The organism is Billgrantia sp. NRB1 (assembly GCF_056921725.1).
In genome coordinates, this window is sequence record NZ_CM167783.1 from 4,173,702 (window position 1) to 4,196,720 (window position 23,019).

The window sequence follows — 23,019 nt, forward strand, 5'->3', positions numbered from 1 at the left end:
GCAGTCGGGACGACTCAACGTTGGCGGGGCCGGGGGTCTGGCCACCCGGCCCCGCGTCTACCCCGCCCGGGGGCGGGGCCATCAGGCCGTCGGGTCGATCAATCGTCGCTCGGCGCTTCGCCGAACCACTTCTCGTAGATCTCGGCGTAGGTGCCGTCTTCACGCATCTCGGCCAGGGCCGCGTTCACCGGCTCGACCCACTGGCTGCCCTTGTGGAAGACGATGCCGTACTGCTGGCCGGCGTAGAGGGGCCCGACCACCTTGGTGCGGCCTTCACCGCGAGTCTGGGAGAAGTAGGCGACGTTGGGGGCGTCGTAGAAGGCGGCATCCACGTTGCGGCCGAGCAGCGCCATGTACATGTCGCTGTTGCCCGGGTAGGGCACGATATTGGCGCTGTCGCCGAGGTGCTCCTGGAGGAAGTCGTAGCTGGTGGAGCCGATGCGGGTGGCCACCGACAGGCCTTCGAGATCCTCGACCGTCTCGACGCTGTCATTGTCGATGCGCACGATGATCTGCAGGCCGCTATCGTAGTAGGGATCCGAGAAGTCGACGATCTCGGCGCGCTCCTCGGTGATGGTGACCCCGGCGATGGCGATCTCCTGGCTGCCAGTCTGCACCGCGGGGATGATCCCGGCAAACTCCATGGTGGTGAGATCGACTTCGAAGCCGGCACGCTCGGCCACTTCGTTGATGATGTCCATGTCGAAGCCGATCATCTCACCGGTATCGGGATCCATCATCTCGAAGGGCACGAAGCTGGGGTCGGTGACCACGCTGACCGTGGGGGTCTCGGCGAGGGTTGCGGCAGAGAGTCCGACCCCCAGGGCCAGGCTCGTGGCCAGGGCAGATTGCTTGAAATGCTTGGAAGAAACGAAAGATTTGTTCATCGGGTTCCCCGTTATAGGACATTTTTCATGGGATTCGCCAGATTAACCTTGGCGAGAATCCCGAAAAGCGTCAAGTCGGGGGAACGGGGAGCGGTCAACGCCCGGGCTCAGACCATGAAGGAGGCGCCGCAGCCGCAGGTGGTGGTGGCGTTGGGGTTCTGGACCAGAAAACGCGCGCCGGCCAGGCCCTCCTCGTAGTCCACGGTGGAGCCGACCAGGTACTGGTAGGAGAGCTCGTCGACGACCAGCGCCACCTCGCCGAATTCGATCAGGGCGTCGTCGTCGCCCACGTCGTCGGCGAAGTCGAAGCCGTACTGAAAGCCGGAGCAGCCGCCGCCGGTGACATAGACCCGCAGCTTGAGTTCGCGGTTGCCCTCTTCCTGGATGAGCGCCTGCAGCCGCTTGCGTGCGGCGTCGGAGAGCATCATGGGCGTGGGCACGAAGGATTCTGCGCCGCTCATGGGCACCTCCCTTAGGGGAATAAGAAAATTCGACCGGCCATTATCCCCAATCCCCAGCAAAAGGGTCAACTTTTGCTGGGGATTGGGGGGTGTGAGATCAGGGCATCAGCGCCGGGGCGGCCAGGCCGGCGTGCTCGTCGAAGCCGAACATCAGGTTGAGGTTGTGGATCGCCTGGCCGGAGGCGCCCTTGACCAGGTTGTCGATCACCGCCAGTACCACCACGGTGTCGCCGTCGCCGGGGCGGTGCACCGCCAGGCGGCAGAGGTTGGCGCCCTTGACGCTGCGGGTCTCGGGATGGCTGCCGGCGGGCATCACGTCGACGAAGGGCTCCTTGGCGAAGCGTGCCTCGAACAGCGCCTGCAAATCGCCCGGCTCGCTGGTCAGCCGGCCATAGAGGGTGGCGTGGATGCCGCGGATCATCGGGGTCAGGTGGGGCACGAAGGTCAGCTCCACCGGGCCACCGGCGGCGTCGCCGAGCCCCTGGCGGATCTCCGGGAGGTGGCGGTGGCCGGAGGCGCCGTAGGCCTTCATCGATTCGCTGGCCTCGGCCATCAGCGAGGGCACCTTGGCGCCGCGCCCGGCGCCGGTGACGCCGGACTTGCAGTCGGCGATCACATGCTCGGCATCGATCAGCCCCGCCTCGAGCAGCGGCAGCAGGCCCAGCTGCACAGCGGTGGGATAGCAGCCGGGCACGGCGATCAGCTTCGCCTGGCGAATGGCGTCGCGGTTGACCTCCGGCAGGCCGTAGACGGCGTCGTCGAGCAGCTGCGGGGCGCCGTGGGGCTGGCCGTACCAGCGGGCCCACTCCTCGGCGTCGCGCAGGCGGAAATCCGCCGAGAGGTCGATGACCCGGGTTCCTTCGGCCAGCAGTTCGCCGGCCAGGGCATGGGCCACGCCGTGGGGCGTGGCGAAGAACACGGCGTCGCAGGCGCCCAGGCGCTCGGCGTCGGGCTCGCTGAAGGCGAGCGCGTCGTAGTGGCCGCGCAGGTTGGGGTACATGTCGCTCACGGGCATGCCCGCCTCGGAGCGCGAGGTAATGGCCTCGACCTCGACCTCGGGGTGCTGGGCCAGCAGCCTGAGCAGTTCGACCCCGGTATAGCCGGTGCCGCCGACGATTCCTACCTTGATCACGATGGACTCCTCTCGTAGATGGCCTGAGGCCAGTGGCCTGAAGCAGCGGGGCGCCCGGTACTGGGATGACGCCTAAGGGTTATGATACACAAGTGACAGGGCGGCTCCCTAGCCGCCCGCAACCTTGGCCGCACAGGAACACCGCCGTGCCGCGACTGCCGCGCTTCGATGCGAGCCTGGAAGGCTTTCGTCGCCAGCTCGCCAATGTGGATGCCCTGCCGCAGCTCTGCGTGCTGGGGGTCGTCTCGGGCCTATTGACCGGTGCGCTGATGGTCGGGTTCCGGCTGCTGCTGGAGCTTGGCGCCTTCACTTTCATGCCCGACGGCGACCCGGAAGCCTTCGAAGGACTCTCGCCGCTGCTGCGTGCCGCCCTGCCGCTGCTGGCGGTGGCCATCATCGGGGGCTTCCTGTGGCGCCAGCCGCCGGCGGCCCGCAAGCTGGGGGTGGGGCACGTCATCGAGCGGCTGACCTATCATCAGGGGCGTTTTCCGCTGCGTAACTGGCTCAACCAGTGGTGGGTCGGCGTGGTGTCGGTGATCGGCGGGCTCTCGGCGGGTCGCGAGGGGCCGGCCATCCATCTGGGGGCCGCGGCGGCCAGCGGCCTCGGGCAGCACCTGCGCCTGCCCCACAACAGCCTGCGGGTGCTGGTGGCCTGCGGCACCGCGGCGGGCATCTCCGCCTCTTTCAATACGCCGATCGCCGGGGTCATCTTCGCCATGGAGGTGGTGATGATGGAGTACACCATCGCCGGTTTCATGCCGGTGATCCTGGCGTCGACCATGGGCGCGCTGGTGGCGATGCTGGTCTACGGCTCGGAGCCGGCCTTCCAGGTGCCCACCGTCAGCCTGGAGTCGCTGGCCCACCTGCCCTGGATCGTGGTCACGGCCCTGTTCATCGGCCTGCTGGCCGGGCTGTTCATCCATGTCTCGCGCAGCGGCCATCGGGTCGATCACTGGCCGGTGTGGCTGCGCCTGGGGGCGGTGGGGCTGGCCACCGCCGCGGTGGCCTGGTGGTATCCCGAGGTGCAGGGGATCGGCTACGACAGCCTGGCCGCCTCGCTGACCGGTGAGCTGGCGGTGGACGTGCTGCTGGCGCTGGTGGTGGCCAAGCTGCTGCTCACCGCCATCACCGTGGCCAGCGGCATTCCCATCGGCATCATCGGCCCGGTGCTGGTGGTGGGCGCCGCCGCCGGCGCCCTGGCGGGGCTCGCCGGGGCCTGGCTGTCGCCGCATCTGGCCGCCGAACCGGGGTTTTACGCCATGCTGGGCATGGCGGCGATGATGGGGGCGGTGCTGCAGGCGCCGCTGGCGGCGCTGATGGCACTGCTCGAACTTACCCACAACCCCCAGATCATTCTGCCGGGCATGCTGGCGGTGGTGATCTCCGGGCTGACCTCGCGCCAGCTGTGCCGCTGTGACGGCTTCTTCATCAGCGTGACCCGCAACGGCCTGCATCCGCTGCAGCAGCCGCTGATGCAGGCGCTGTCGCGGGTCTCGGTGCCGGCGGTGATGGAGCGCAGCCTGGTGCGCACGCCGCGCATGGTGACCCGGGAGCAGGCGCGTCGCCTGCTCGAGGCCAAGCCGGTCTGGGTGCTGATCATGCGCTCCACCGACGACAAGCCGACCCTGGCGCTGAAGGCGGCGGACCTGGCGCGGGCGCTGATGAACGAAGGCATCGTCGAGCAGGCCACCACGGCGGAGGGCGAGCTGATCGATCTGCTGGAGGTTCCCGGCCAGCGCCTGGAGATGGCGCCGATTCACCTCCAGGCGACGCTCTCGGAGGCCTTCGAGCGGCTCAACGACAAGGCGGTGGATGCGCTCTACGTGGAACACGGCCATCGGCCCAAGCAGAAGCGCATTTCCGGTATCATCACCCGCGGTGCCATCGAGCGCTACTATCGCGTCAACGCTTCCCCCTCCGCTTGAAAGGACTGCCATGTATCTCTGGATCAAGGGTCTACACATCGTCGCCGTGGTGACCTGGTTCGCCGCTCTCTTCTATCTGCCGCGGCTCTATGTCTACCACGCCATGGCCCGCGACAAGGGGGAGCAGCAGGCCATCGACTATTTCAAGGTGATGGAGCGCAAGCTCTATCGCGGCATCATGACCCCCTCGATGATCGCCGTGGTGGGGCTTGGCGCCTGGCTGCTGATCCTGATGCCGGCCTGGCTGGGCCAGGGCTGGATGCACGTCAAGCTGCTGCTGGTCGTGCTGCTGGTGGGCTATCACCATGTCTGCCTGGTCTATCTCAAGCAGTTTGCCGCCGGGCGCTGTACCAAGGGCCATGTCTTCTTCCGCTGGTTCAACGAGCTGCCGGTGCTCGCCCTGCTGGCGATCGTCCTGCTCGCCGTGCTCAAGCCGTTCTGATGAGTGACGACACCCTGTCCGCTTCGCGTCCGCCGGTGGTGCTGGTACTGGCGGGCCATGACCCCACCGGCGGCGCCGGCCTGGTGGCCGACCGCGAGGCCGTGGCCGCCTGCGGCGGCTGGGCGCTGACGGTACCTACGGCGCTGACGGTACAGAACTGTCGCGACGTGCATAGGGTGATTCCCCTCGAGGCACGCTTGATCGGCGAGATGGCCGCCGCGCTGGACGAGTTCGAGATCGCCGCCATCAAGGTGGGGCTGCTCGCCAGCCCCGCTAGCCTGGAGGCGGTGGTGGCCATCCTCGAGGCGCACCCCGGCGTCCCGACGGTGGTGGACCCGGTGCTCAAGGCCGGCGGCGGGAGTGAGTTATCCACAGCTGGGCTGCTCGACGCCTTTCGCCGTCGACTGCTTCCTCATGTGGATATCTTGACGCCCAATCGGCTCGAGCTGGCGCGCCTGGCCGGCCCGGAAGCGCGCGATGATGCCGATCGGGCGCGGCGGCTGATTGGCCTGGGCGCCGGGGCGGTGCTGGTGACCGGCACCGACGACCCCGAGGCCCAGGTGCCGGCGGACCGGGTCGAGCAGGTATTGTACACCCGCACCCAGCGCCACGCCTGGCGCTGGCCGCGCCTGCCGGGGCGTTATCACGGCTCAGGCTGCACCCTGGCGGCGGCGCTGGCGGCCCGGCTGGCGCGGGGGGAGCCCTTGCGCGAGGCGTGTCGCCAGGCTCAGGCCTTCACCTGGCAGGCCCTCGAGCGGGGCTGGCAGCCGGGCAACGATCAGTCGCTGCCCGATCGCACTGTGCGACCGCCGGGCGCTCGCTCGGTTTGACCGGCGGCAATGCCGGCGCCCCTTTCGCGCCATGGGGCTGGCCAAGCCGGGCGGCGGCCCACAGAATGTGGGGATAACGCGACGGCACGCGCAAGATGGCCGACAATCACCGGGATTTCACGGTTAGTGCCGAGGTTATCCCCGATTCTGTCCACAAGCCGTCAGGCCTGGCCGCGCTCATACTCGATTCCATCCATCCGTGACAGCAACGAGGCATTCATGACCACTTCCGCACAGCTCTTCGAACAGGCCTGCCGGCATATCCCCGGCGGCGTGAACTCTCCGGTGCGCGCCTTCAAGGGGCTGCATCGGCCGCCGGTGTTCATGGAACGCGCCCAGGGCGCCTACCTGTATGACGTGGAGGGCAAGCGCTACGTGGACTACGTGGGGTCGTGGGGGCCGATGATCACCGGCCACGCCGACCCCGAGGTGCTGGGGGCGGTGCGCGAGCGACTCGACCAGGGGCTCTCCTTCGGCACGCCCACGGCCATCGAGACCACCATGGCCGATCTGATCTGCGAGATGATCCCCACCATCGAGATGGTGCGCATGGTCAACTCGGGGACCGAGGCCACCATGTCGGCGATCCGCCTGGCGCGAGGCTTCACCGGGCGCGACAAGATCGTCAAGTTCGAGGGCAACTACCATGGCCACTCCGATTCGCTGCTGGTCAAGGCCGGCTCCGGCGCCCTGACCCACGGGGAGCCGAGCTCGCCGGGAGTGCCCGCCGCGCTGGCCGAGCATACCGTGACCCTTTCCCACAACGATCCCGACGCCGTCGAGGCCTGTTTCGAGGAGATCGGCAGCGAGATCGCCTGCATCATCGTCGAGCCGGTGGCCGGCAACATGAACTGCATTCCGCCGCAGCCGGGTTTTCTCGAGACCCTGCGCCGAGTCTGCAACGAATATGGCAGCGTGCTGATCTTCGACGAGGTGATGACCGGCTTCCGGGTCGCCATGGGCGGCGCCCAGGCCCACTACGGCATTACCCCGGACCTGACCTGCCTGGGCAAGATCGTCGGCGGCGGCATGCCGGTGGGCGCCTTCGGCGGCAAGCGCGAGATCATGGAGCATATCTCGCCGCTGGGGCCGGTCTACCAGGCGGGCACGCTCTCCGGCAATCCGCTGGCCATGGCCGCCGGCATCGCCCTGCTGACCAAGCTGCGCGAGCCGGGCTTCCACGATGCCCTGGCCCAGCGGGTGGAGACCCTCTGCCACGGCCTGCAGGAGCGCGCCGATGCTGCCGGGGTCGACATGATCACCCAGCGTGCCGGCGGCATGTTCGGGCTTTTCTTCACCGGGCAGTCGCGGGTCGACAATTTCGCCCAGGCCACCGCCTGCGACGCCGACGCCTTCCGCCGCTTCTTCTCGGCGATGCTCGATCAGGGCGTCTACCTTGCGCCCTCGGCCTTCGAGGCGGGCTTCATGTCCAGCGCCCATACCCCTGAGGACATCCAGCTCACCCTGGACGCCGCCGAGAAGGCCTTCCTCGCCGTCAGTCAGGGCTAAGGCGGCGCTCCCCGCCTTACCCGACCCTGATTCCTCTTTGGCCAGCCAACCGGGCAGATTCTTCCCGGTTGGCTGACCCGGCGCGCCGGCCCGTCGGGCCGGCCCTTCTCCCCGCTGTTTCATTCCCTTGGCACATTGTGAATCGGTCGCCGGTCCGTCTTTCCAACATAACCATTTGATTTCAAGGCTAGATAAATCGACGGGCTGGCGAGTTAATGACTTGTAACCAATCTGTGCTCATACGGTTACTTAAGGTAAGTTGTTGTTTTGTTGCGCAATCAAGGGACTCGCCCCGGCGGCCCCGCAGGGCCTTGTTTCATTGATGCAACAGTTTGCGTTCTTATCCTACGTCCGCCATCGCTTCCCGTGGTAACTCCCACCGGTAGAAATCTTTTTATTCATTTTTTTATCAATGGGTTGCGAATGCAGTCGCCAGTGCTGGCACGCATTATGCGATGTATTGGGTGACTGCGAATGCTGAGCACCCCATGGCGATAGGCATGGCTTACCGCAGGTTCGCAGCAGAGACATGAAGGGTGAAAGCAATACGACACGGAGTAAGGATCATGAAAAAGTATTATGTAGTAGCAGGTACCTCTCTGGCGGCACTGGTCCTCGCGGTCTCTACTGCGCATGCCAACCCCTCCAACGGTATCGTCAAGGGTGGTGCCGATCAGACCGTTCATTCCCACGCCACGGCTAACGGCGGCAGTAGCGGCAATGCCAATGGGGGCGATGGCAGCAACCAAAACAACGCCAATGCCGGTAATGCAGGTGGTGGTTTGTACGATCTAGTTCAAACCAGCCGTCGTGGTGGCCACCATAAGAAGCCCGGTGGCAGCGGTGGCGGCGATGGTGGTGATGCCTGGGCCAGCGACGGCACCGGTGTGGGTGGCGACGGTGGCACCACCGGCCGCGGCGGCGATGCCCTGGCCATCAGCGAATCCTACAATACCGCCACCTATGTGATCGCCAAGCAGGAGCTGAACTCCGAAGTTCACGGTCATCAGATTCGTATCGAAGGCGGTGACGGTGGTAATGGAGATGATGGTGGAAGAGGCGGCTCTGCCACTGCCTATAACGATGCCTGGGCCGAAGGTGGTGAAGGGGGCCGTGGTGATGGCGGTAGCAGCAGGGCCACTGCTAAAGCCGGTGATGGTGGTGATGGCGGTGAAGGTATTGGATTTGGTGTTGGTCTAGGTGCCGGCCTGGCAAATGCCGAAGCAGGTGATGCAACAGCTACCTCCGATGCATCAGCTGATTCTGATGCGACCAGTGGTGATGCCACTAGCAGTGCTGATAGCCATGCCATGAGTGGTGGTGGCAGCGATAAAGGCAAAGGCAAAGGCAAAGGCAAACATGGTCATGGCAGCGGTGGCGATGCCGATAGCTATGCGTCAAGCAGGGCCTCCTCAAGTGCTGATGCTGATGCCGAGGCCGATTCCGTAGCTGCTGCTGATGGAGGGGATGCCGCAGCGATGGGGGCAGGCAAAGGGTATGGTGAAGGTACCGGTGTTGGCGGAGATGGCGCCGAGGGTGGTGAAGCAACCGCTTCCAGCGGTGACGGTGGCGCTGGCAATGGCGGCGGCGGCGGCGGTGCTCAAGGCTGGACCGGCGATGCCGTAGCCATGGGCGGTGCTGGCGGTGCCGGCGGTGCTGGCGGTGCCGGTGGCAATGCGGTGCTGAGGACCGGCAATGTGAACGTGTCGCTTGCTGCTGGCGGCCAGTATGGCGGTATCGCCAACGTCAACGCCACCACTGGTCTTTATAACTCCCAGCAGGCTGCAACCAACGTGGCGGCTCACAGCAATGTCCGGATCGGCAACTGAGTCTGGCGTAACGCTTAGGCTCTGTGCTTAGCCGGTAAGGCCAGGAGCTGGCGGGGAAGACTCTCCGCCAGCTCCCGTGATGAAGGCTGGATGGATCAGGTACCTGGAGGACCAGGCCATGAAGGCACTAGCATGCACCACCGTTTCGCTAAGGGCACTCCGGCTGCAGGGTTGGCCTGCTTCGATGCTGGCGGTGGCTGGGTTGTCACTGGGTATCATTGGAGGGGCGGCTGCCAGTGATACGCCACAAGTCGGCTTCAACGCCATGCCTACTCTGGATCAGCATGAACTGGAAAGCAATCGCGGCAAAGATGGCATACATATCTTCCATGTGAATGCAGCTCAAAGCATTCAAAATATGAGTGCCACTGTCAATAATCCGAACTTCCAGGTCGTGAATGGAGATATGATTTCTGGAAACATCACTTTCGAAAACAATGCAATGGGCTTTTACAGCGGAACGGGAATATTCAACGCTGTCAGCGGTAGTGGTAATGCCATCAACAATGCCATCGGTATCAGCGTTGTCATTGGCAATGTTGGAAATTAATGGCCAACCTGAAGCGGTATCTATATCGAAGAGTGATGAGAAGGTCGACGTGTATAAGCGACTGAAAAATGGTGGCTTGGCGGTCAGCCTAGTACGTTGCTATCGGAGTATTAAGGCTACGCCAAGCGGAAAATGACACATCATTTCACGCGATATCCGTTACTTCTCTCATTAATGATATGAGGAGTAGTAGTTCCCATGCGAAAGCTACGACATGTTCCGGTATTCATCGCGTCGCTGGCAGTGGGAAGCGCGACCTTAACGGTTCAGGCAGGACCTGTGATGATTTCCAGCCACTTTGGAAGCTTTCAGGTAGAAGCCCAGAGCCTGCAGGAAATCGGCTGGGAGCGGGTAGTCAGGCAGGAGTACGATTACAGCTGCGGATCGGCTTCTGTTGCGACCCTCCTTACCTACCATTACGACCGCCCCACTACCGAGGCGGAAGTTTTTGAGTGGATGCTGGAGCACGGCGACCGAGAGCAGATCGAGACCTATGGTTTCTCCATGCTCGATATGAAGCAGTACCTGGATCGTGAAGGCCTCAACTCTGATGGTTTTCGTATCGATTTGAGAGACTTTACGAATATTGGCGTGCCGGGAATTACGATGATCGATACTGCAGGCTATAAACATTTCGTTGTAGTCAAAGGTATCGATGAACACAATATCCTGGTGGGTGACCCGGCGGCGGGCACCATGGTGGTACCGATTGATCGTTTTGAAAAACTATGGAATGGCGTTGTTCTTGGCGCCCGAGCAGAGCTTGAAGTTGCCCAGCAGTACTTTAACCATGAAAAAGACTGGCGTGTACGTCCCGAATCACCCTTGTCACAGGGTGTTCGCCGTACAGGCGTTGGGTCGAGCATGCTGATGTTGCCTGGAACTAATGAATTGGGTAGGTAGCATAATGAGAGGAGTTGCTAACCATGAACGCCCATTTGTTTGATCGTTTCTCTGCCCCGAGACGGGGTCTTTTTTGCTTGGCCGGATTGCTGCTATCATCTAGCTCATTAGTCGCTGCAGATGCCCTAATGAAAAATGAGAGCTACATTTCGAATGGTCTATTAGCTAATCACTCACATGATATTTTCCATCGTGGTGTGGTGATTGATGATAATGTACTTTCTGAGATGCGAGGTGGGTTCAGCATTTCCGGCATGGAGCTAAGCTTTGGCGTCACGATGAAAAGCATGATGGATAATATTAGATATGAGACATCTGTCAGGCTGACTAAATCTGGCCCGCAAATTATTTCACAGCAGCTTAGTGATACGGCTAGTTCAGCCGTTGAGGGTGTCGCAAAAAATTTCGAAAGGCAATTAATACAAGTAGGGGGAGGGACCGGAAAATCAGTAGTCGATACCACCCCAAGTGGTATTAATCTTCAGGGGTTGGCTAATCACTCTGGTGTCGTATTGAATGATCATAGAGGCTTTACAGCCATGTTGCATAATATCACTCGAAATGCCATCACAAGTACAACAGTCAGCAATGCATCAGGAATGACAATTGAGAATATTGTCAATGTTCAAATTGGGGTTAATAACATTTCCGACCTGAGGTCAGCGAGACAAAGGGAAGCAATTATCAGGTCAATCCAAGGGTTCTAGGCTCTTGTTGTTTATATGCAAGAAGCTGTCTTTAATGACAGCTTTTTTATTATTCTCTCTGAGGTAATAGAGCAGCTAAATAATTTAGCTGCTCTATTACGCTTTAAATTTCAGAATAAATCCATGCCAAACGGGACTCGGAATGTTAGCGCTACATCAGGAGCATCGTCAGTTACGCCAAATTCGAGTCCTAGGTTGAGTGCTGTATCCTGATTAAGCTGATAGGACCAGCCTAACAGCATTGAGCCAACATTCAGAGTGCTTGACTTCTGTGTGGTTCGAGTTGAGTTTTGTTCAAAAGTTGTCTTTGTTCTGTCAATGAAATCATTCTTGTAGCCCAAAGTGAAAGAGCTCCTTGGGTTGATTGAATAGGCCATTCCAAAACTTATGCGAACGGCATCACCCGGATCGACTTTAGTAATGAAAAAGTCATCCGCATCATTGTCTTCGTCCTCTACGCGAATTAGCTGGTTAACACTCTCCTTAAAATTGTGTAGGTAGCCGATGTTAGCAAAATATACGGCTGGATCAGAAGGGAACAACACCGTAATGCTGGGCTCGATGGAATGAAAGCCAGAGCCCGTAGCTAACTCCCGCTCGACTCCATCAGAGTCTCTTCTTATATCAAAGGGGCCATCGCCAGTGTTGGATTTATAACGCAGGTTGCCAATGAAAAATGGTGTATTTCCTCGCCCTTGATTGAGCTGGTAGTGGGCTGCTAGCTCAATATCGCCAAGCCCATCTCCGCTAAGATTTCTTTCGAGCGCACCCTGTGGGCCAACGGGAGAAGGTCCTGCTGCCCTAAAAGTATCATAGCGATAGACATAGGGAACTTTCATTTCTAACTCGAGCCTGTCAGTGGCACCGTAACGTGCCGTTACCGATGCCGTCCAAGTGTCACGATCCGTGTCTTCGGCTGCAAGTGCACCAATGGCCAGTGTCTCGAGGATTTCCACTCCTCGAAAAGTGATCCGATTAACGCTAGCGTGAGAGTATTGAAGTTCTGGCTCTAGAACCAATCGTCCTCGTGGTGTTAGTACTCCGCCAATATCCGGGACGCCAGCTATTTCCGGCTGTGCCTGTTCCACGGGCGGGGGCTGACCGACAGGTTGTACATTGATACCCTGATCGATGCCTGTTTGACTTTGGCCAAAAGCAATGCTGGAGAATACCACTGTCAGTGCACTTGGTATATATACTGGCTTTTTCAAAATTTTCATTTTAGTTCCTTCCCCTTGATGATGTGGCGTAGGGCCTATTATGCCCCCTTTTGTTGAGGTTCAGTCAGGCTGCGGTGCATCCTGGACTTATGGGTAATACTTTCATGTTTAATTCCTCATAGCGTTGATACCTTTCGATAAGAAGATCCGCTAGAGATGTCTTCCAATCGAGTCTCGCTCTTCTGATCTTTCCGGGTTATTCCATGCTTCTCAATTAAGCGGTAGAGAGTGACACGTGAGATACCAAGCTCGGCTGATGCCTTTTGGATGTTGTTTTTATTCCGCGCAAGTGCGGCTTTTATTACTTCACACTCGGCCATGTCCCTGGCTTTTTCGAGCGAAAGTGGTTGTCTATACGAGTGGCGCCGCTCAAGCCCCAGGTCCTCGGGCTTAATGAGTCGGCTTTCGCTCATGACCATGGCTCTTCTGATGCGATTGATGAGCTCGCGAATATTTCCTGGCCATGCATACTCTTTCATACGTTTTATACTTTCTTTGCTGAATCCTTTTACTCGGGATGATTTCTCACTCTTGAATTTTTCAAAGAAGTAATTGCAAAGCATCTCAATGTCTTCTTGTCGTTCTCTTAATGGTGGGATGGAGATTTGAAGCACATTGAGCCTGTGGTACAGGTCTTCACGGAATTTCCCCTCTTTGACTGCGTGCTCCAAATCGATATGCGTAGCAGCAAGCACCCTAACATCCACGGGTATCTCTTCTATGCTTCCAACCCGCTGTACCTTGTGGTCTTCAAGAAACCTGAGAAGATTGACCTGCATGTCGAGAGGAAGGTCACCGATTTCATCCAGGAAAAGCGTGCCACCCGAAGCCGACTCTATACGACCAATCTTTCTCTGATTAGCGCTAGTGAAAGCTCCTTTTTCATGACCGAATAGCTCCGATTGAATCAGCTCAGATGGTAGCGCACCGCAGTTTACAGTAATGAAGGGACCTGTTTTACGTTTCGATAGATCGTGGATAGAACGAGCAGCAAGCTCTTTTCCTGTGCCTGACTCTCCGCTGATGAATACCGGTGCTTCGACACAGGCAACCCTGCTGATCGTGCAAAGTGTTTTTTCCATTTCGGAAGATTTTCCTACCATCTTGAACTTGTAATCATCAGTTGTGGATACCACTGAGTTACTTTGGTAGGAGTTTATCTTGGATGCATGCTTAACCAGACAATCAATTTGTCCATAGTGTATGGGGTGTGTATGATAGGCGTAAAAAAGCTTCTTAAGGACATTTTTTATTGCTGGGTGACTTAGGTCGTGATTCTCAAGTATGGCAATCCACTCGATTTTGCTTTTACAGATTATTTTTTCAATATCTTCAATCGCATTGATTGATTGGTCGCTGAAGATGACAATGCCTGCTGCAGCTTCCTCCAGCTGCTTTTCTAGATCTGGTGATATAATCAGGGTGTCAACTAAATTGGCTTTCCAACCCTGAGTGGAAAGCTTGTTCATGAGAATCTTGGTGCTTGGTAATTTATCACCAATTATTAAGATGTTATCGCCAGTTTCTTCCATGGCATATTTACCTGTCATATAGCCGCTCAAGTCTAGGGAGCTGATATGCTTGGTTTTCAGCGATGGCTGTTCTGACGTTTCTCGGATTTTTCATACTCATTCGCTAAATTGTTACAGATCATCGCCAACCCCAAATTATCCCTTGCCCAGTTCATTGCCTGAATTCGATTGTGAACCTTTATCTTTTTGAATATATTGTAAAGGTGAGATTTTACAGTATGCTCGCTTACAAATAGTTGGTCTGCAATTTCTGTATTGCTTGATCCGCTGCTAAGAAGACTAATTATTTCAAGTTCACGATTGGTCAGTCCACATGCAGGGCGATAGAGGTTTAGCTGCTGCCGTCGGTAGAATGTGATGAGCCGGTTCATCAGGTGTCGAGTCATCCACAACTCATCGGAAAGCAGTCTTTCGATTCCTTTGCAAATAAGGTCGAGGCTGTCGGTTCTATAAAATATTCCTTGTAAATGTAGGGTGGTAAGAAGTTGTGTTGCTTGATCTTCATTTTTTATATTGAATGCTGCTAATACCATCCCATCCCCTGACTCAGAGGCGATGCCTAGCCAGTGGTGCATTAGACGATCATTGACATGATCGGCATCGAGCAGGATTAGCGTTTTTTCCTCTTTGGAATTTTTCTTGTATTCACAGTTGGGGCTTAGGGATTCAATATTTAATCCCAAGTTTTTCTCTACATATTTTATGAAGAGCTGTGATTGAGGGTTGATATCGGTTATTAGCTTCACCGATACATTTTGATAGTCCATGTTTATTCTCCGATAAACTTACCCTTGGCCCATGTTTTTGGAAAGCATTATTTTACTAGCACCTATTCTTGTTTATTTAATTATTTTTCATGTATCGCTGAGTAATCCGATACTAAAAAAATGATCAGCAGCTATTTATCCGTTAATGGGAACGGTTGAGCTGGCTTACACAGTATGGCCCAAGAGTAACGATTTGTTAAGAAATTTTAATTCATTTTATCAATTATGGGCTCATTGATGATTGTTTTTTTCTATGGGTAGGCGTCCCGATGAATTTCCCAGTATCCACTCTGTGTTTTCATCATGATAACTTGGTTTAGATACATCATGCTTATGTACTTTATCTTACTCATCATGATGCCTTTGCACCTTGCTTTTGCTTATGTGCATCTGCACCCAGCGGAGATGACTGTCAGCTCAGTAAGACGTTCTTTACAGGTAGTGTGGTGGGGAGTTCTGGTAGAATAGGCGGATAAAATCTGATCTGCTCTTGGGTGAGGCCGGAATGTCCAACGTGAAGTCAATGTCGTATGCCAGAGCGATCGTGCTGGCGAGTGGAAACGCGGGAAAATTACGAGAATTCAATCAGCTACTCGAGCCTCTGGGGCTGGATGTGAGACCTCAGGCAGCCTTTGATGTGCCCGAGGTGGAGGAGACCGGGCTGACCTTCGTCGAGAACGCCCTGCTCAAAGCGCGGGAGGCGAGTCGGGTGAGCGGGTTGCCCGCTCTGGCCGACGACTCCGGGCTCGAGGTAGATGCCTTGCATGGCCAGCCGGGGATCTACTCGGCGCGCTATGCCGGTGAGCCGAAGAGCGATGCCCGCAACAATGCCAAGCTGCTGGAGGCCCTCAAGGAGGTGCCCGAGGGACTGAGAAGCGGACGCTACTGGTGCGTGCTGGTCTACTTGCGCCATGCCGAAGACCCGGTGCCCTTGATCGTGCAGCGCAGCTGGGAGGGAGAAGTGCTGTACGCCCCCCGAGGCGAGGGGGGCTTCGGCTATGACCCGCTGTTCTGGCTGCCCGATCAGCGCATGAGCGCGGCAGAGCTTTCCGCTGAAGCCAAGAATCGCCTGAGTCACCGGGGGCGTGCGCTCCAGGCCCTGGTCAGTGCGCTGTGTGAGACGGGGGTCGCGTGATTCCCGCTAGCCGCAATAAGGGTCTTCCCCCACTGGCGCTTTACGTGCATGTGCCCTGGTGCGTGCGCAAGTGCCCCTACTGTGATTTCAACTCCCATGGGGTGGGGCGCGGTGCCGAGCTCCCGGAGGCGGCGTATCTGGAGTCGCTCATCGCCGATCTCGACGCCGATCTCCCGCTGGCCGCCGGGCGAGAGCTGGTCAGCGTGTTCATCGGTGGCGGTACCCCGAGCCTGATGTCGGCGTCCTTCTACGCCGAGCTGTTCGAGGCGCTGGCCCGACGGCTGCCGCTGGCCACGGACATCGAAATCACCCTGGAAGCCAACCCGGGGACGCTGGAACGAGGGCGCTTCGCCGGCTATCGCCAGGCGGGGATCAATCGGCTGTCGCTGGGCGTACAGAGCTTTCAGGATGCTCAACTGACGGCGCTGGGCCGTATCCATAGCGGGGACGATGCCCGCGCGGCGGTGGAGGAGGCGCGTCGCGCCGGCTTCGATAACCTCAACCTCGACCTCATGCACGGCCTGCCCGGGCAGACCCCGGCGCTCGCCCTGGCCGACCTGGACCAGGCGCTCTCTCTGGCGCCGGAGCACCTCTCCTGGTATCAGCTCACCGTGGAGCCCAACACCGAGTTTCACTCCCATCCCCCGCGGTTGCCCCAGGAGGAAGTGCTCTGGGATATCCAGGACCTGGGCCACGAGCGGCTCGAGGCGGCCGGTCTCTCACGCTACGAGATCTCTGCCTATGCCCGCCCGGGGCGCCGCTCCCGCCACAACCTTAACTATTGGCGTTTTGGGGACTACCTGGGAATCGGCGCCGGGGCTCACGCGAAGCTGAGCCGCTTGGCTGAGACGGGCGACGAGCCGCCGCAGATCGAGCGGCGCTGGAAGACTCGTCAACCCTCGTCCTATCTGCGGCGCCGCCGGGATCCAAGAGGCTTTGTCGCCGGACATTCCCGGGTGGAGGAGGCCGAGCTGCCGCTGGAGTTTGCCATGAATGCCCTACGCCTCGTGGCGGGGGTGCCCCTGTCGGACTGGCCCGCTCATACCGGGCGCCCGGTCTCGGTACTCCTTGATCGGCTAGCCGAGGCTCGCAAAAAAGGACTTCTTGTGGAAGATGCCCAGCGACTGCAAGCTTCGCCCCAAGGTCTATTATTCTTGAATGAGCTGCTGAACCTGATCGCCGAGAATCAGGTCGACGCAACATCTGCATCACCCTGACCATCCAGGAGATTTCCATGCTCAAACCCGTTCGTCTGATTGTCCCTGTCGCCACCGCTATCCTGCTGGTGGGCTGTGCGACGACCGATCCCTACTCCGGCCAGACCCAGCGGTCCAGCACGGCGACCGGGGCCGGCGTGGGTGCCGCCGTAGGGGCCGCTGCCGGGGCGCTGTCGGGAAGCGGAAGCACCAGTCGTCGTGATCGTGCGCTGATCGGCGCCGCCGTGGGCGCTGCCGCCGGCGCCGGTATTGGCGCCTACATGGATCGCCAGGAGCAGCAGCTGCGCGATAGCATGCAGGGTACCGGCATCGGGGTGGACCGCCGCGGCGACGACATCGTCCTCAATATGCCGAGCAGCGTGACCTTCGGCTTCGACTCCAGCGAGCTGACGCCCAGCGCTCGCAACGCCCTCAACGACGTCTCTTCCGTGCTGACTCAGTACACCGACACCCGGGTCAACATCGCAGGCCATACCGACAGCACCGGGGACGCCTCCTACAACCAGCGCCTCTCCGAGCGTCGGGCCGAGTCGGTGGGCAATTATCTCGCCCAGACCGGCGTGGCCCGTAATCGTCTCTACATGACCGGCTACGGCGAGCATCAGCCGGTTGCCACCAACGCCACCGAAGAGGGGCGGGCGCAGAACCGCCGGGTGGAGATCACTCTGACCCCCATCGAGTCTCAGTTCCAGCAGTAAGACATCGCTGGACGCCATGGGTCGGGCCCGCCGCGTGCAGCGCAGCGGGCCCGACGGCGTTGATTCCTCGTTTCCCAGGATGCCCGAGCCATGCTCTCCTATCAGCACGCCTATCATGCGGGCAACTTCGCCGATGTGCACAAGCATCTGACGCTTTATGCCGTCCAGCAGTATCTTTTACGTAAAGAATCTCCTATTACGTTTGTCGATACCCATGCCGGGCGCGGCCGCTATCCGCTGGCGGCCGAGGAGACCCGCAGGCTGGGGGAATACCGTCAGGGCATATTGCCGCTCTGGGAGCAGCGAGACCGGCTGTCGGCCGATCCGCTATTGGCGGCCTGGCTGGCGGCGGTCGGCCGGGCGCAGCCCGCGGCGGATCGCCTGAGCCACTATCCCGGCTCGCCCTGGTGGCTGGTCGAGACGCTGCGCGAGACTGATCGGGCGCTGCTCTTCGAACTGCATCCCGGCGAGCATGGCCACCTGGCCGAGCTGCCCCTGCCGGCAGGCGCGCGGCGCCAGCAAGGGGACGGGCTGAGCGGCCTGGTGCAGCGGCTGCCGGTCGCCACGCCGCGCCTCTGCGTGCTGATCGACCCCAGCTATGAGCGCAAGACGGAGTATGTCGAGGTGGCCGAGACGCTGCTGGCGACGATGCGCAAGGTGCGCCATGCGGTGGTGCTGGTGTGGTATCCGCTGCTGGCGGCGGGGCGGCACCGGGCCCTGCTGGAGGGCATTCGCGACGGCGGGGTGCCCAAGGTGTGGCGCAGCGAGGTGATGCTGCGCGAGCCGGACGGACAGGAGCGGGGCATGCACGGCAGCGGCATGCTGGTGGTCAATCCGCCCTGGGGGCTCGACGCGCAGCTGGCCGCGGCGATGTCGCAGGTCACCCCGCTGCTGGGGGATGCCTGCCGCTATCGCAGCGATTGGTGGGTAGTGGAGTAGGGCCACTCGTCCCGCCTTGAGCCCTGAGCCTGCTTCCCTTACTTGCCGATGCAGAAGCTGCCGAAAATCTCTCCCAAGAGGTCGTCGGCGCTGAACTCGCCGGTGATCTCGCCAAGCGCCTGCTGGGCATCGCGCAGGTCCTCGGCCAGCAGCTCCCCGGCCCCGTAACCGGCCAGCTGGGCCTCTCCGTTGGTGAGCGCTTGCTTCGCCCGGTCCAGAGCGTCCAGGTGACGGCGGCGGGCCGAGAAGCGCCCCTCGGTAGTGGCCGAATAGCCCATCACCTGCTTGAGGTGTGACTTCAGGTTATCCACACCCGCACCGGTCTTGGCCGATAGCCGCACGATGGGGGTGGCTGTGGATAACGCCATGCCGGGCGCCTCGTGGCTGGTGTCGATCTTGTTGCGCACCAGGGTCAAGCGCGACGGGTCGGCCAGGCGCGCCACGAATTCCGGCCAGATCGCCATGGGGTCGGTGGCATCGGTTGCTGCGGCGTCCACCAGCAGCAGCACCCGGTCGGCCTTTTCGATCTCGGCCCAGGCGCGGGCCACGCCGATCCGCTCGACGGCATCCGGCGTGTCGCGCAGGCCGGCGGTGTCGATCACATGCAGCGGCATGCCATCGATGTGGATATGTTCGCGCAGCACGTCCCGGGTGGTGCCCTCGATATCGGTGACGATGGCGGTCTCCTGCTCGGTCAGGGCGTTGAGCAGGCTCGACTTGCCGGCGTTGGGCCGGCCGGCGATCACCACGCTCATCCCCTCGCGGATGAGTGCGCCCTGGCCGGCGGCGGCGCGCACCTCGGCCAGCTCGGCCATGATGCCGGCGAGCCGCTCGGCGACCCGGCCGTCGGCGAGAAAATCGATCTCCTCCTCGGGAAAGTCGATGGCCGCCTCGACGTACATGCGCAGCTCGATGAGCCGTGTGACCAGGGCCTCGACGCGGCGTGAAAACTCTCCCTGCAGGGAGCGCAGGGCATTCTCCGCGGCGCTGCGTGAGCTGGCGTCGATCAGGTCGGCGATGGCCTCGGCCTGGGCCAGGTCGAGCTTGTCGTTGAGGAAGGCGCGTTCGGAGAATTCGCCGGGCCTGGCCAGGCGGGCGCCCAGCTGGACGCAGCGCTCCAGCAGCAGGTCCATGATCACCGGCCCCCCGTGGCCCTGCAGCTCCAGCACGTCCTCGCCGGTGAAGGAGTGGGGGCCGGCGAAGTACAGCGCGATTCCCTCGTCGATTACCGCCGACTCGCCCCGGAAGGGGCCGTAGTGGGCGCGGCGCGGAGCAGGACAGTGGCCCACGACCGCCTCGGCGATCGCTGCGCAGGCGGGTCCTGAGACGCGAATGATGCCGACCCCGCCACGCCCCGGCGGGGTGGCCAGGGCGGCAATGGTGTCCGGCGCATAGAGGGGCTCGGGCATCGTGTTCTCCTCGTGGCTTGGGGCTCATTGTCCGGTTCGCTGCCCCCAAACGCCAGACCCCCGCGCGGGGCGGGGGTCTGGGTGTGAGGGGAGAAAGACCGCGCTACTTGGTCTTCATGCCCTTGCCGACGCTGGGGTCGTTTTCGATCTTGCGGGTAATCACATACTGCTGGGCCACCGAGATGATGTTGTTGACCACCCAGTAGATGACCAGCCCGGCCGGGAACCACAGGAAGAAGAAGGTGAAGACGATCGGCAGCATCTTCATGATCTTCGCCTGCATGGGGTCCGGCGGTGTCGGGTTGAGCAGCTGCTGCACGTACATCGAGGCGCCCATCAGGATCGGCAGGATGAACAGCGGATCGCGGATCGACAGGTCCTGGATCCAGAACATGAAGGGCGCATGGCGCAGCTCCACGGACTCCAGCAGCATCCAGTACAGGGCGATGAAGACCGGCATCTGCACCAGGATCGGCAGACAGCCCCCCAGCGGATTGATCTTCTCCTTCTGGTAGAACTTCATCATCTCCTGGGACATCTTCTGGCGATCGTCGCCGTACTGCTCCTTGAGGCGCTGCATCTCCGGGCCCAGCTTGCGCATGCGAGCCATGGACTTGTAGGCCTTGGCGGAGAGCGGCCACATGGCCAGCTTGACCAAGACGGTCAGCAGCACGATGGACCAGCCCCAGTTGCCGACGATGTTGTGGATCTGGTCAAGCAGCCAGAACAGCGGGTTGGCAATGAACCACAGCCAGCCGAAATCCACGGTCAGGCGCAGGTTGGGGGCCACTTCCTCGAGATAGCTCTGCACCTTGGGACCCACGAAAAGGGTCGCCCCCAAGCGCGCCTCGCCGTCGGCGGCCACCGTGCTCACCGGCCCGGCGAACGCCGCCACGTTGCGGTTGCGCGAGTCGGTGGTGGCGTAGTAGAGGTTCTGCTGGTTCTGGGGCGGTGCCCAGGCCGAGACGAAGTAGTGCTGGAGGATGGCCACCCAGCCGCCCTGGACGTCGACGTTATTGAAGCGGCCGCGCTGGATGTCGTCGAAGTCGACCTTCTGGTAGCGATCCTCCGGCGAGGAGAAGGCTGCACCGAGGTAGGAGCTCATGCCCAGGGCCACGCCGCTGGAGGGATCCGGGCTGTTGTCCCGGGCCAGCTGGCCGATGAAGCGGGCGGTGACCGGCTCCTCGGTATTGTTGGCCAGGTAGTAGTTCACATCCACGGCGTAGCGGCCGCGCTCGAAGCTGAAGCGCTTGATGATGTCGACGCCGTTCACCTCGGCGGTGAGATCGACCTCCAGGCGGTCTTCGCCGTCGGCCATCCGGTAGCTGGTGTTACCCGGCGTGAAGCTGATGCGGCCAGAGTGCCCGTCGAGCTGCAGCCCGGAGCGCGCGACATAGCTGCGGGTCTCGCTGTCGGAGAGCAGCACATAGGGGCGCTCCGAATCCAGCGTCAGGCGATGCTGGGGCAGGGCCGCATAGATGATGTCGCCGCCCTGAGGGTCGATGCGCAGGTCGAGCACATCGGTGACCACGGCCACCAGGTCGCGGGTCCCGTCGGGGCGCGCCGGCTCGCTGGGCATCTCGCCCGCCATCTCCTCCTCTGCCCGAGGGGCGGTAGGCACGGCCAGGTCGTCATCGTCCGGCTGCGCCGTCTCCTCGCCGGGAGCAGGGGCCGTGAAGGTGGGGGCTTCCGGCTCAGGGGTTACCTGGCCGTAGTCCTGGTTCCACTGCACGACGATCAGGTAGGCGAGCACGGCCAGTGGAATCAGCAATAGGAGTCGTTTTACGTCCATGAGGGTTCTGCCCGGTGGGTAGTGAACATGCCGCTGGAACGGTACGCATTGCAGGCCAATAAGCGAAAGCCTGCCCGGGGCAGGCTATCGTGAGGGCGGCGGCGGATCCGGTCAGGATGCCATCGACTTGTGAACGTCCCGTTCAAGGCGGCGCCACATGCCGTAGAGCTGGCGGTGAAGCGTCGCGTTGTCCAGCTCATGAGCGCCCCGTCGGGCCAGCAGCACGATATCCACGGCGGGCAGCCGGTGCTGTTGTAGACGGACGGATTCTCGAGCAAGCCGTTTGAGGCGGTTGCGATCGACGGCTCGGCGGACGTTGCGCTTGCTGAAGACCAGGCCGAGGCGGGGGTGGCCCAGCCCGTTGGGGCATGCCAGGGCCATCAGCCCCTTGCCATGAACCTTGAATGCAGCGTGATCGAAGACCTGTCGGTAATCCCCTGCGGTCAGCAGCCGCAGCCGCGGGGGAAAGCCATGATGACCGGACACGCGCAAACCGCGATCAGGCGCTCAGACGCTTGCGGCCCTTGGCGCGACGACGAGCGAGAACGGCACGACCATTCTTGGTGGCCATGCGCGCACGGAAGCCGTGCACACGCTTGCGCTTCAGAACGCTGGGCTGAAAGGTACGTTTCATAACTCTTGATTCCCACGTGGTGTGTTTGGACGGTACGTCTTACAGGAAACGTCCGGGTACCTGGCTGGAACCCGGAGAGATTCGGTTCAAGACCGGAAATTGTAGTGATTTCGGGCGGCGGGTGCAATTTTTCCGTTGGGCCGGGTGGCAGGAAGCGGGCATCGGCTGCGGTTCCCGGCTGGGCATGAGTTTTCTAATGCTGTGGTTAATATTGGGGACGCCAGCTGTGGATATCCTTGGAAATGCTCTTTAGGTCAATAGCCTATATCCATTGATTCGGTGTGGAAAAGCTGCGATCAAGCGGTTGACCGGCGGTGCAGCGATTGCCGCCTCTCGCCAACGTTATCCACACCCCGGCAGGGGCGCTCCTCTTCTGCTGGCAGCCGACTTAGCCTGCGGCTAGCTTTTCCACAGGCTGTCATCGAGCCGCAGGTCGTGTGGATAACCTGCCTTGCCAAGGATACAATGTGCGGTCATTCATCAACCGGATGGTGGGGTCGC

The 23,019-nt window shown here is 60.6% G+C and carries 22 protein-coding genes; 12 read left to right on the forward strand and 10 right to left on the reverse strand.

All coding sequences use genetic code 11. The features are described 5' to 3' along the window. Positions 1-98: 98 nt before the first annotated feature. The 3 genes from ACZIYR_RS19170 to argC all read right to left on the reverse strand — a co-directional run bounded on the left by ACZIYR_RS19170 (position 99) and on the right by argC (position 2,480). The gene (locus ACZIYR_RS19170; RefSeq protein ID WP_483527754.1) at positions 99-887 is read right to left on the reverse strand and encodes a transporter substrate-binding domain-containing protein; all 789 of its coding nucleotides are present in this window, start codon (positions 885-887) and stop codon (positions 99-101) included. Between the two features lie 107 nt (positions 888-994). Continuing rightward, positions 995-1,348 carry an iron-sulfur cluster insertion protein ErpA gene (gene erpA, locus ACZIYR_RS19175; RefSeq protein ID WP_483527755.1) on the reverse strand — a complete coding sequence of 118 codons (354 nt, stop codon included), beginning with the start codon at positions 1,346-1,348 and terminating at the stop codon, positions 995-997. A 97-nt stretch (positions 1,349-1,445) separates the two neighbouring features. Beyond that, positions 1,446-2,480: an N-acetyl-gamma-glutamyl-phosphate reductase gene (argC, locus tag ACZIYR_RS19180; protein WP_483527756.1), complete on the reverse strand. Its 1,035-nt coding sequence runs from the start codon at positions 2,478-2,480 to the stop codon at positions 1,446-1,448. Positions 2,481-2,626: 146 nt separating this feature from the next. Here argC and ACZIYR_RS19185 point away from each other — a divergent pair, with 146 nt between their 5' ends. The 8 genes from ACZIYR_RS19185 (at position 2,627) to ACZIYR_RS19220 (ending at position 11,175) form a co-directional block, all read left to right on the forward strand. Beyond that, complete coding sequence (locus ACZIYR_RS19185) at positions 2,627-4,405, forward strand: chloride channel protein (protein WP_483527757.1); 1,779 nt, start codon at positions 2,627-2,629, stop codon at positions 4,403-4,405. Between the two features lie 10 nt (positions 4,406-4,415). Continuing rightward, positions 4,416-4,847 carry a protoporphyrinogen oxidase HemJ gene (gene hemJ, locus ACZIYR_RS19190; protein ID WP_473031894.1) on the forward strand — a complete coding sequence of 144 codons (432 nt, stop codon included), beginning with the start codon at positions 4,416-4,418 and terminating at the stop codon, positions 4,845-4,847. Beyond that, a complete protein-coding gene (gene thiD / locus ACZIYR_RS19195) occupies positions 4,847-5,677 on the forward strand; it encodes a bifunctional hydroxymethylpyrimidine kinase/phosphomethylpyrimidine kinase (RefSeq protein WP_483527758.1) in 831 nt (276 codons plus the stop codon). The genes hemJ and thiD overlap by 1 nt, the downstream gene beginning before the upstream one ends. A gap of 219 nt (positions 5,678-5,896) precedes the next feature. Beyond that, positions 5,897-7,186 (forward strand): glutamate-1-semialdehyde 2,1-aminomutase, encoded by a 1,290-nt coding sequence (gene hemL, locus ACZIYR_RS19200; protein ID WP_483527759.1) that lies wholly within the window; start codon positions 5,897-5,899, stop codon positions 7,184-7,186. Between the two features lie 566 nt (positions 7,187-7,752). Then, on the forward strand, positions 7,753-9,015 hold the full coding sequence (locus ACZIYR_RS19205) for a hypothetical protein (protein ID WP_483527760.1): 1,263 nt from the start codon (positions 7,753-7,755) through the stop codon (positions 9,013-9,015). A 118-nt stretch (positions 9,016-9,133) separates the two neighbouring features. After that, positions 9,134-9,565 carry a hypothetical protein gene (locus ACZIYR_RS19210; RefSeq protein ID WP_473031898.1) on the forward strand — a complete coding sequence of 144 codons (432 nt, stop codon included), beginning with the start codon at positions 9,134-9,136 and terminating at the stop codon, positions 9,563-9,565. A gap of 198 nt (positions 9,566-9,763) precedes the next feature. Then, on the forward strand, positions 9,764-10,468 hold the full coding sequence (locus tag ACZIYR_RS19215) for a C39 family peptidase (RefSeq protein WP_473031899.1): 705 nt from the start codon (positions 9,764-9,766) through the stop codon (positions 10,466-10,468). Positions 10,469-10,491: 23 nt separating this feature from the next. Beyond that, positions 10,492-11,175, forward strand: coding sequence for a hypothetical protein (locus tag ACZIYR_RS19220; protein ID WP_483527761.1), 684 nt, complete (start codon positions 10,492-10,494; stop codon positions 11,173-11,175). A 110-nt stretch (positions 11,176-11,285) separates the two neighbouring features. On the opposite strand, the gene ACZIYR_RS19225 is transcribed toward ACZIYR_RS19220, so the two are convergent. The 3 genes from ACZIYR_RS19225 to ACZIYR_RS19235 form a co-directional block, all read right to left on the reverse strand. Then, complete coding sequence (locus ACZIYR_RS19225) at positions 11,286-12,395, reverse strand: transporter (RefSeq protein WP_473031901.1); 1,110 nt, start codon at positions 12,393-12,395, stop codon at positions 11,286-11,288. 116 nt (positions 12,396-12,511) lie between these two features. After that, complete coding sequence (locus ACZIYR_RS19230) at positions 12,512-13,927, reverse strand: sigma-54 interaction domain-containing protein (protein WP_483527762.1); 1,416 nt, start codon at positions 13,925-13,927, stop codon at positions 12,512-12,514. A gap of 56 nt (positions 13,928-13,983) precedes the next feature. After that, positions 13,984-14,694, reverse strand: a complete 711-nt coding sequence (locus ACZIYR_RS19235) for a LuxR C-terminal-related transcriptional regulator (protein WP_473031903.1) — start codon at positions 14,692-14,694, stop codon at positions 13,984-13,986. A gap of 523 nt (positions 14,695-15,217) precedes the next feature. Here ACZIYR_RS19235 and rdgB point away from each other — a divergent pair. The 4 genes from rdgB to ACZIYR_RS19255 all read left to right on the forward strand — a co-directional run bounded on the left by rdgB (position 15,218) and on the right by ACZIYR_RS19255 (position 18,683). Then, a complete protein-coding gene (rdgB, locus tag ACZIYR_RS19240) occupies positions 15,218-15,829 on the forward strand; it encodes an RdgB/HAM1 family non-canonical purine NTP pyrophosphatase (protein WP_483527763.1) in 612 nt (203 codons plus the stop codon). Continuing rightward, positions 15,826-17,046 (forward strand): radical SAM family heme chaperone HemW, encoded by a 1,221-nt coding sequence (gene hemW, locus ACZIYR_RS19245; protein ID WP_483527764.1) that lies wholly within the window; start codon positions 15,826-15,828, stop codon positions 17,044-17,046. The genes rdgB and hemW overlap by 4 nt, the downstream gene beginning before the upstream one ends. A gap of 17 nt (positions 17,047-17,063) precedes the next feature. Then, positions 17,064-17,744 carry a YiaD family glycine zipper/OmpA-like lipoprotein gene (locus ACZIYR_RS19250; protein ID WP_473031905.1) on the forward strand — a complete coding sequence of 227 codons (681 nt, stop codon included), beginning with the start codon at positions 17,064-17,066 and terminating at the stop codon, positions 17,742-17,744. Between the two features lie 90 nt (positions 17,745-17,834). Next, entirely contained in the window at positions 17,835-18,683 is an 849-nt protein-coding gene (locus tag ACZIYR_RS19255; RefSeq protein ID WP_483527765.1) for a 23S rRNA (adenine(2030)-N(6))-methyltransferase RlmJ, read from the forward strand. A gap of 38 nt (positions 18,684-18,721) precedes the next feature. On the opposite strand, the gene mnmE is transcribed toward ACZIYR_RS19255, so the two are convergent. The 4 genes from mnmE to rpmH form a co-directional block, all read right to left on the reverse strand. Continuing rightward, on the reverse strand, positions 18,722-20,092 hold the full coding sequence (mnmE, locus tag ACZIYR_RS19260) for a tRNA uridine-5-carboxymethylaminomethyl(34) synthesis GTPase MnmE (protein WP_483527766.1): 1,371 nt from the start codon (positions 20,090-20,092) through the stop codon (positions 18,722-18,724). 103 nt (positions 20,093-20,195) lie between these two features. Beyond that, positions 20,196-21,884 carry a membrane protein insertase YidC gene (gene yidC / locus ACZIYR_RS19265; RefSeq protein WP_473031907.1) on the reverse strand — a complete coding sequence of 563 codons (1,689 nt, stop codon included), beginning with the start codon at positions 21,882-21,884 and terminating at the stop codon, positions 20,196-20,198. Between the two features lie 111 nt (positions 21,885-21,995). Then, positions 21,996-22,376 carry a ribonuclease P protein component gene (rnpA, locus tag ACZIYR_RS19270; RefSeq protein ID WP_473031908.1) on the reverse strand — a complete coding sequence of 127 codons (381 nt, stop codon included), beginning with the start codon at positions 22,374-22,376 and terminating at the stop codon, positions 21,996-21,998. Positions 22,377-22,383: 7 nt separating this feature from the next. Next, positions 22,384-22,518 carry a 50S ribosomal protein L34 gene (gene rpmH / locus ACZIYR_RS19275; RefSeq protein ID WP_010626003.1) on the reverse strand — a complete coding sequence of 45 codons (135 nt, stop codon included), beginning with the start codon at positions 22,516-22,518 and terminating at the stop codon, positions 22,384-22,386. Positions 22,519-23,019: the final 501 nt, after the last annotated feature.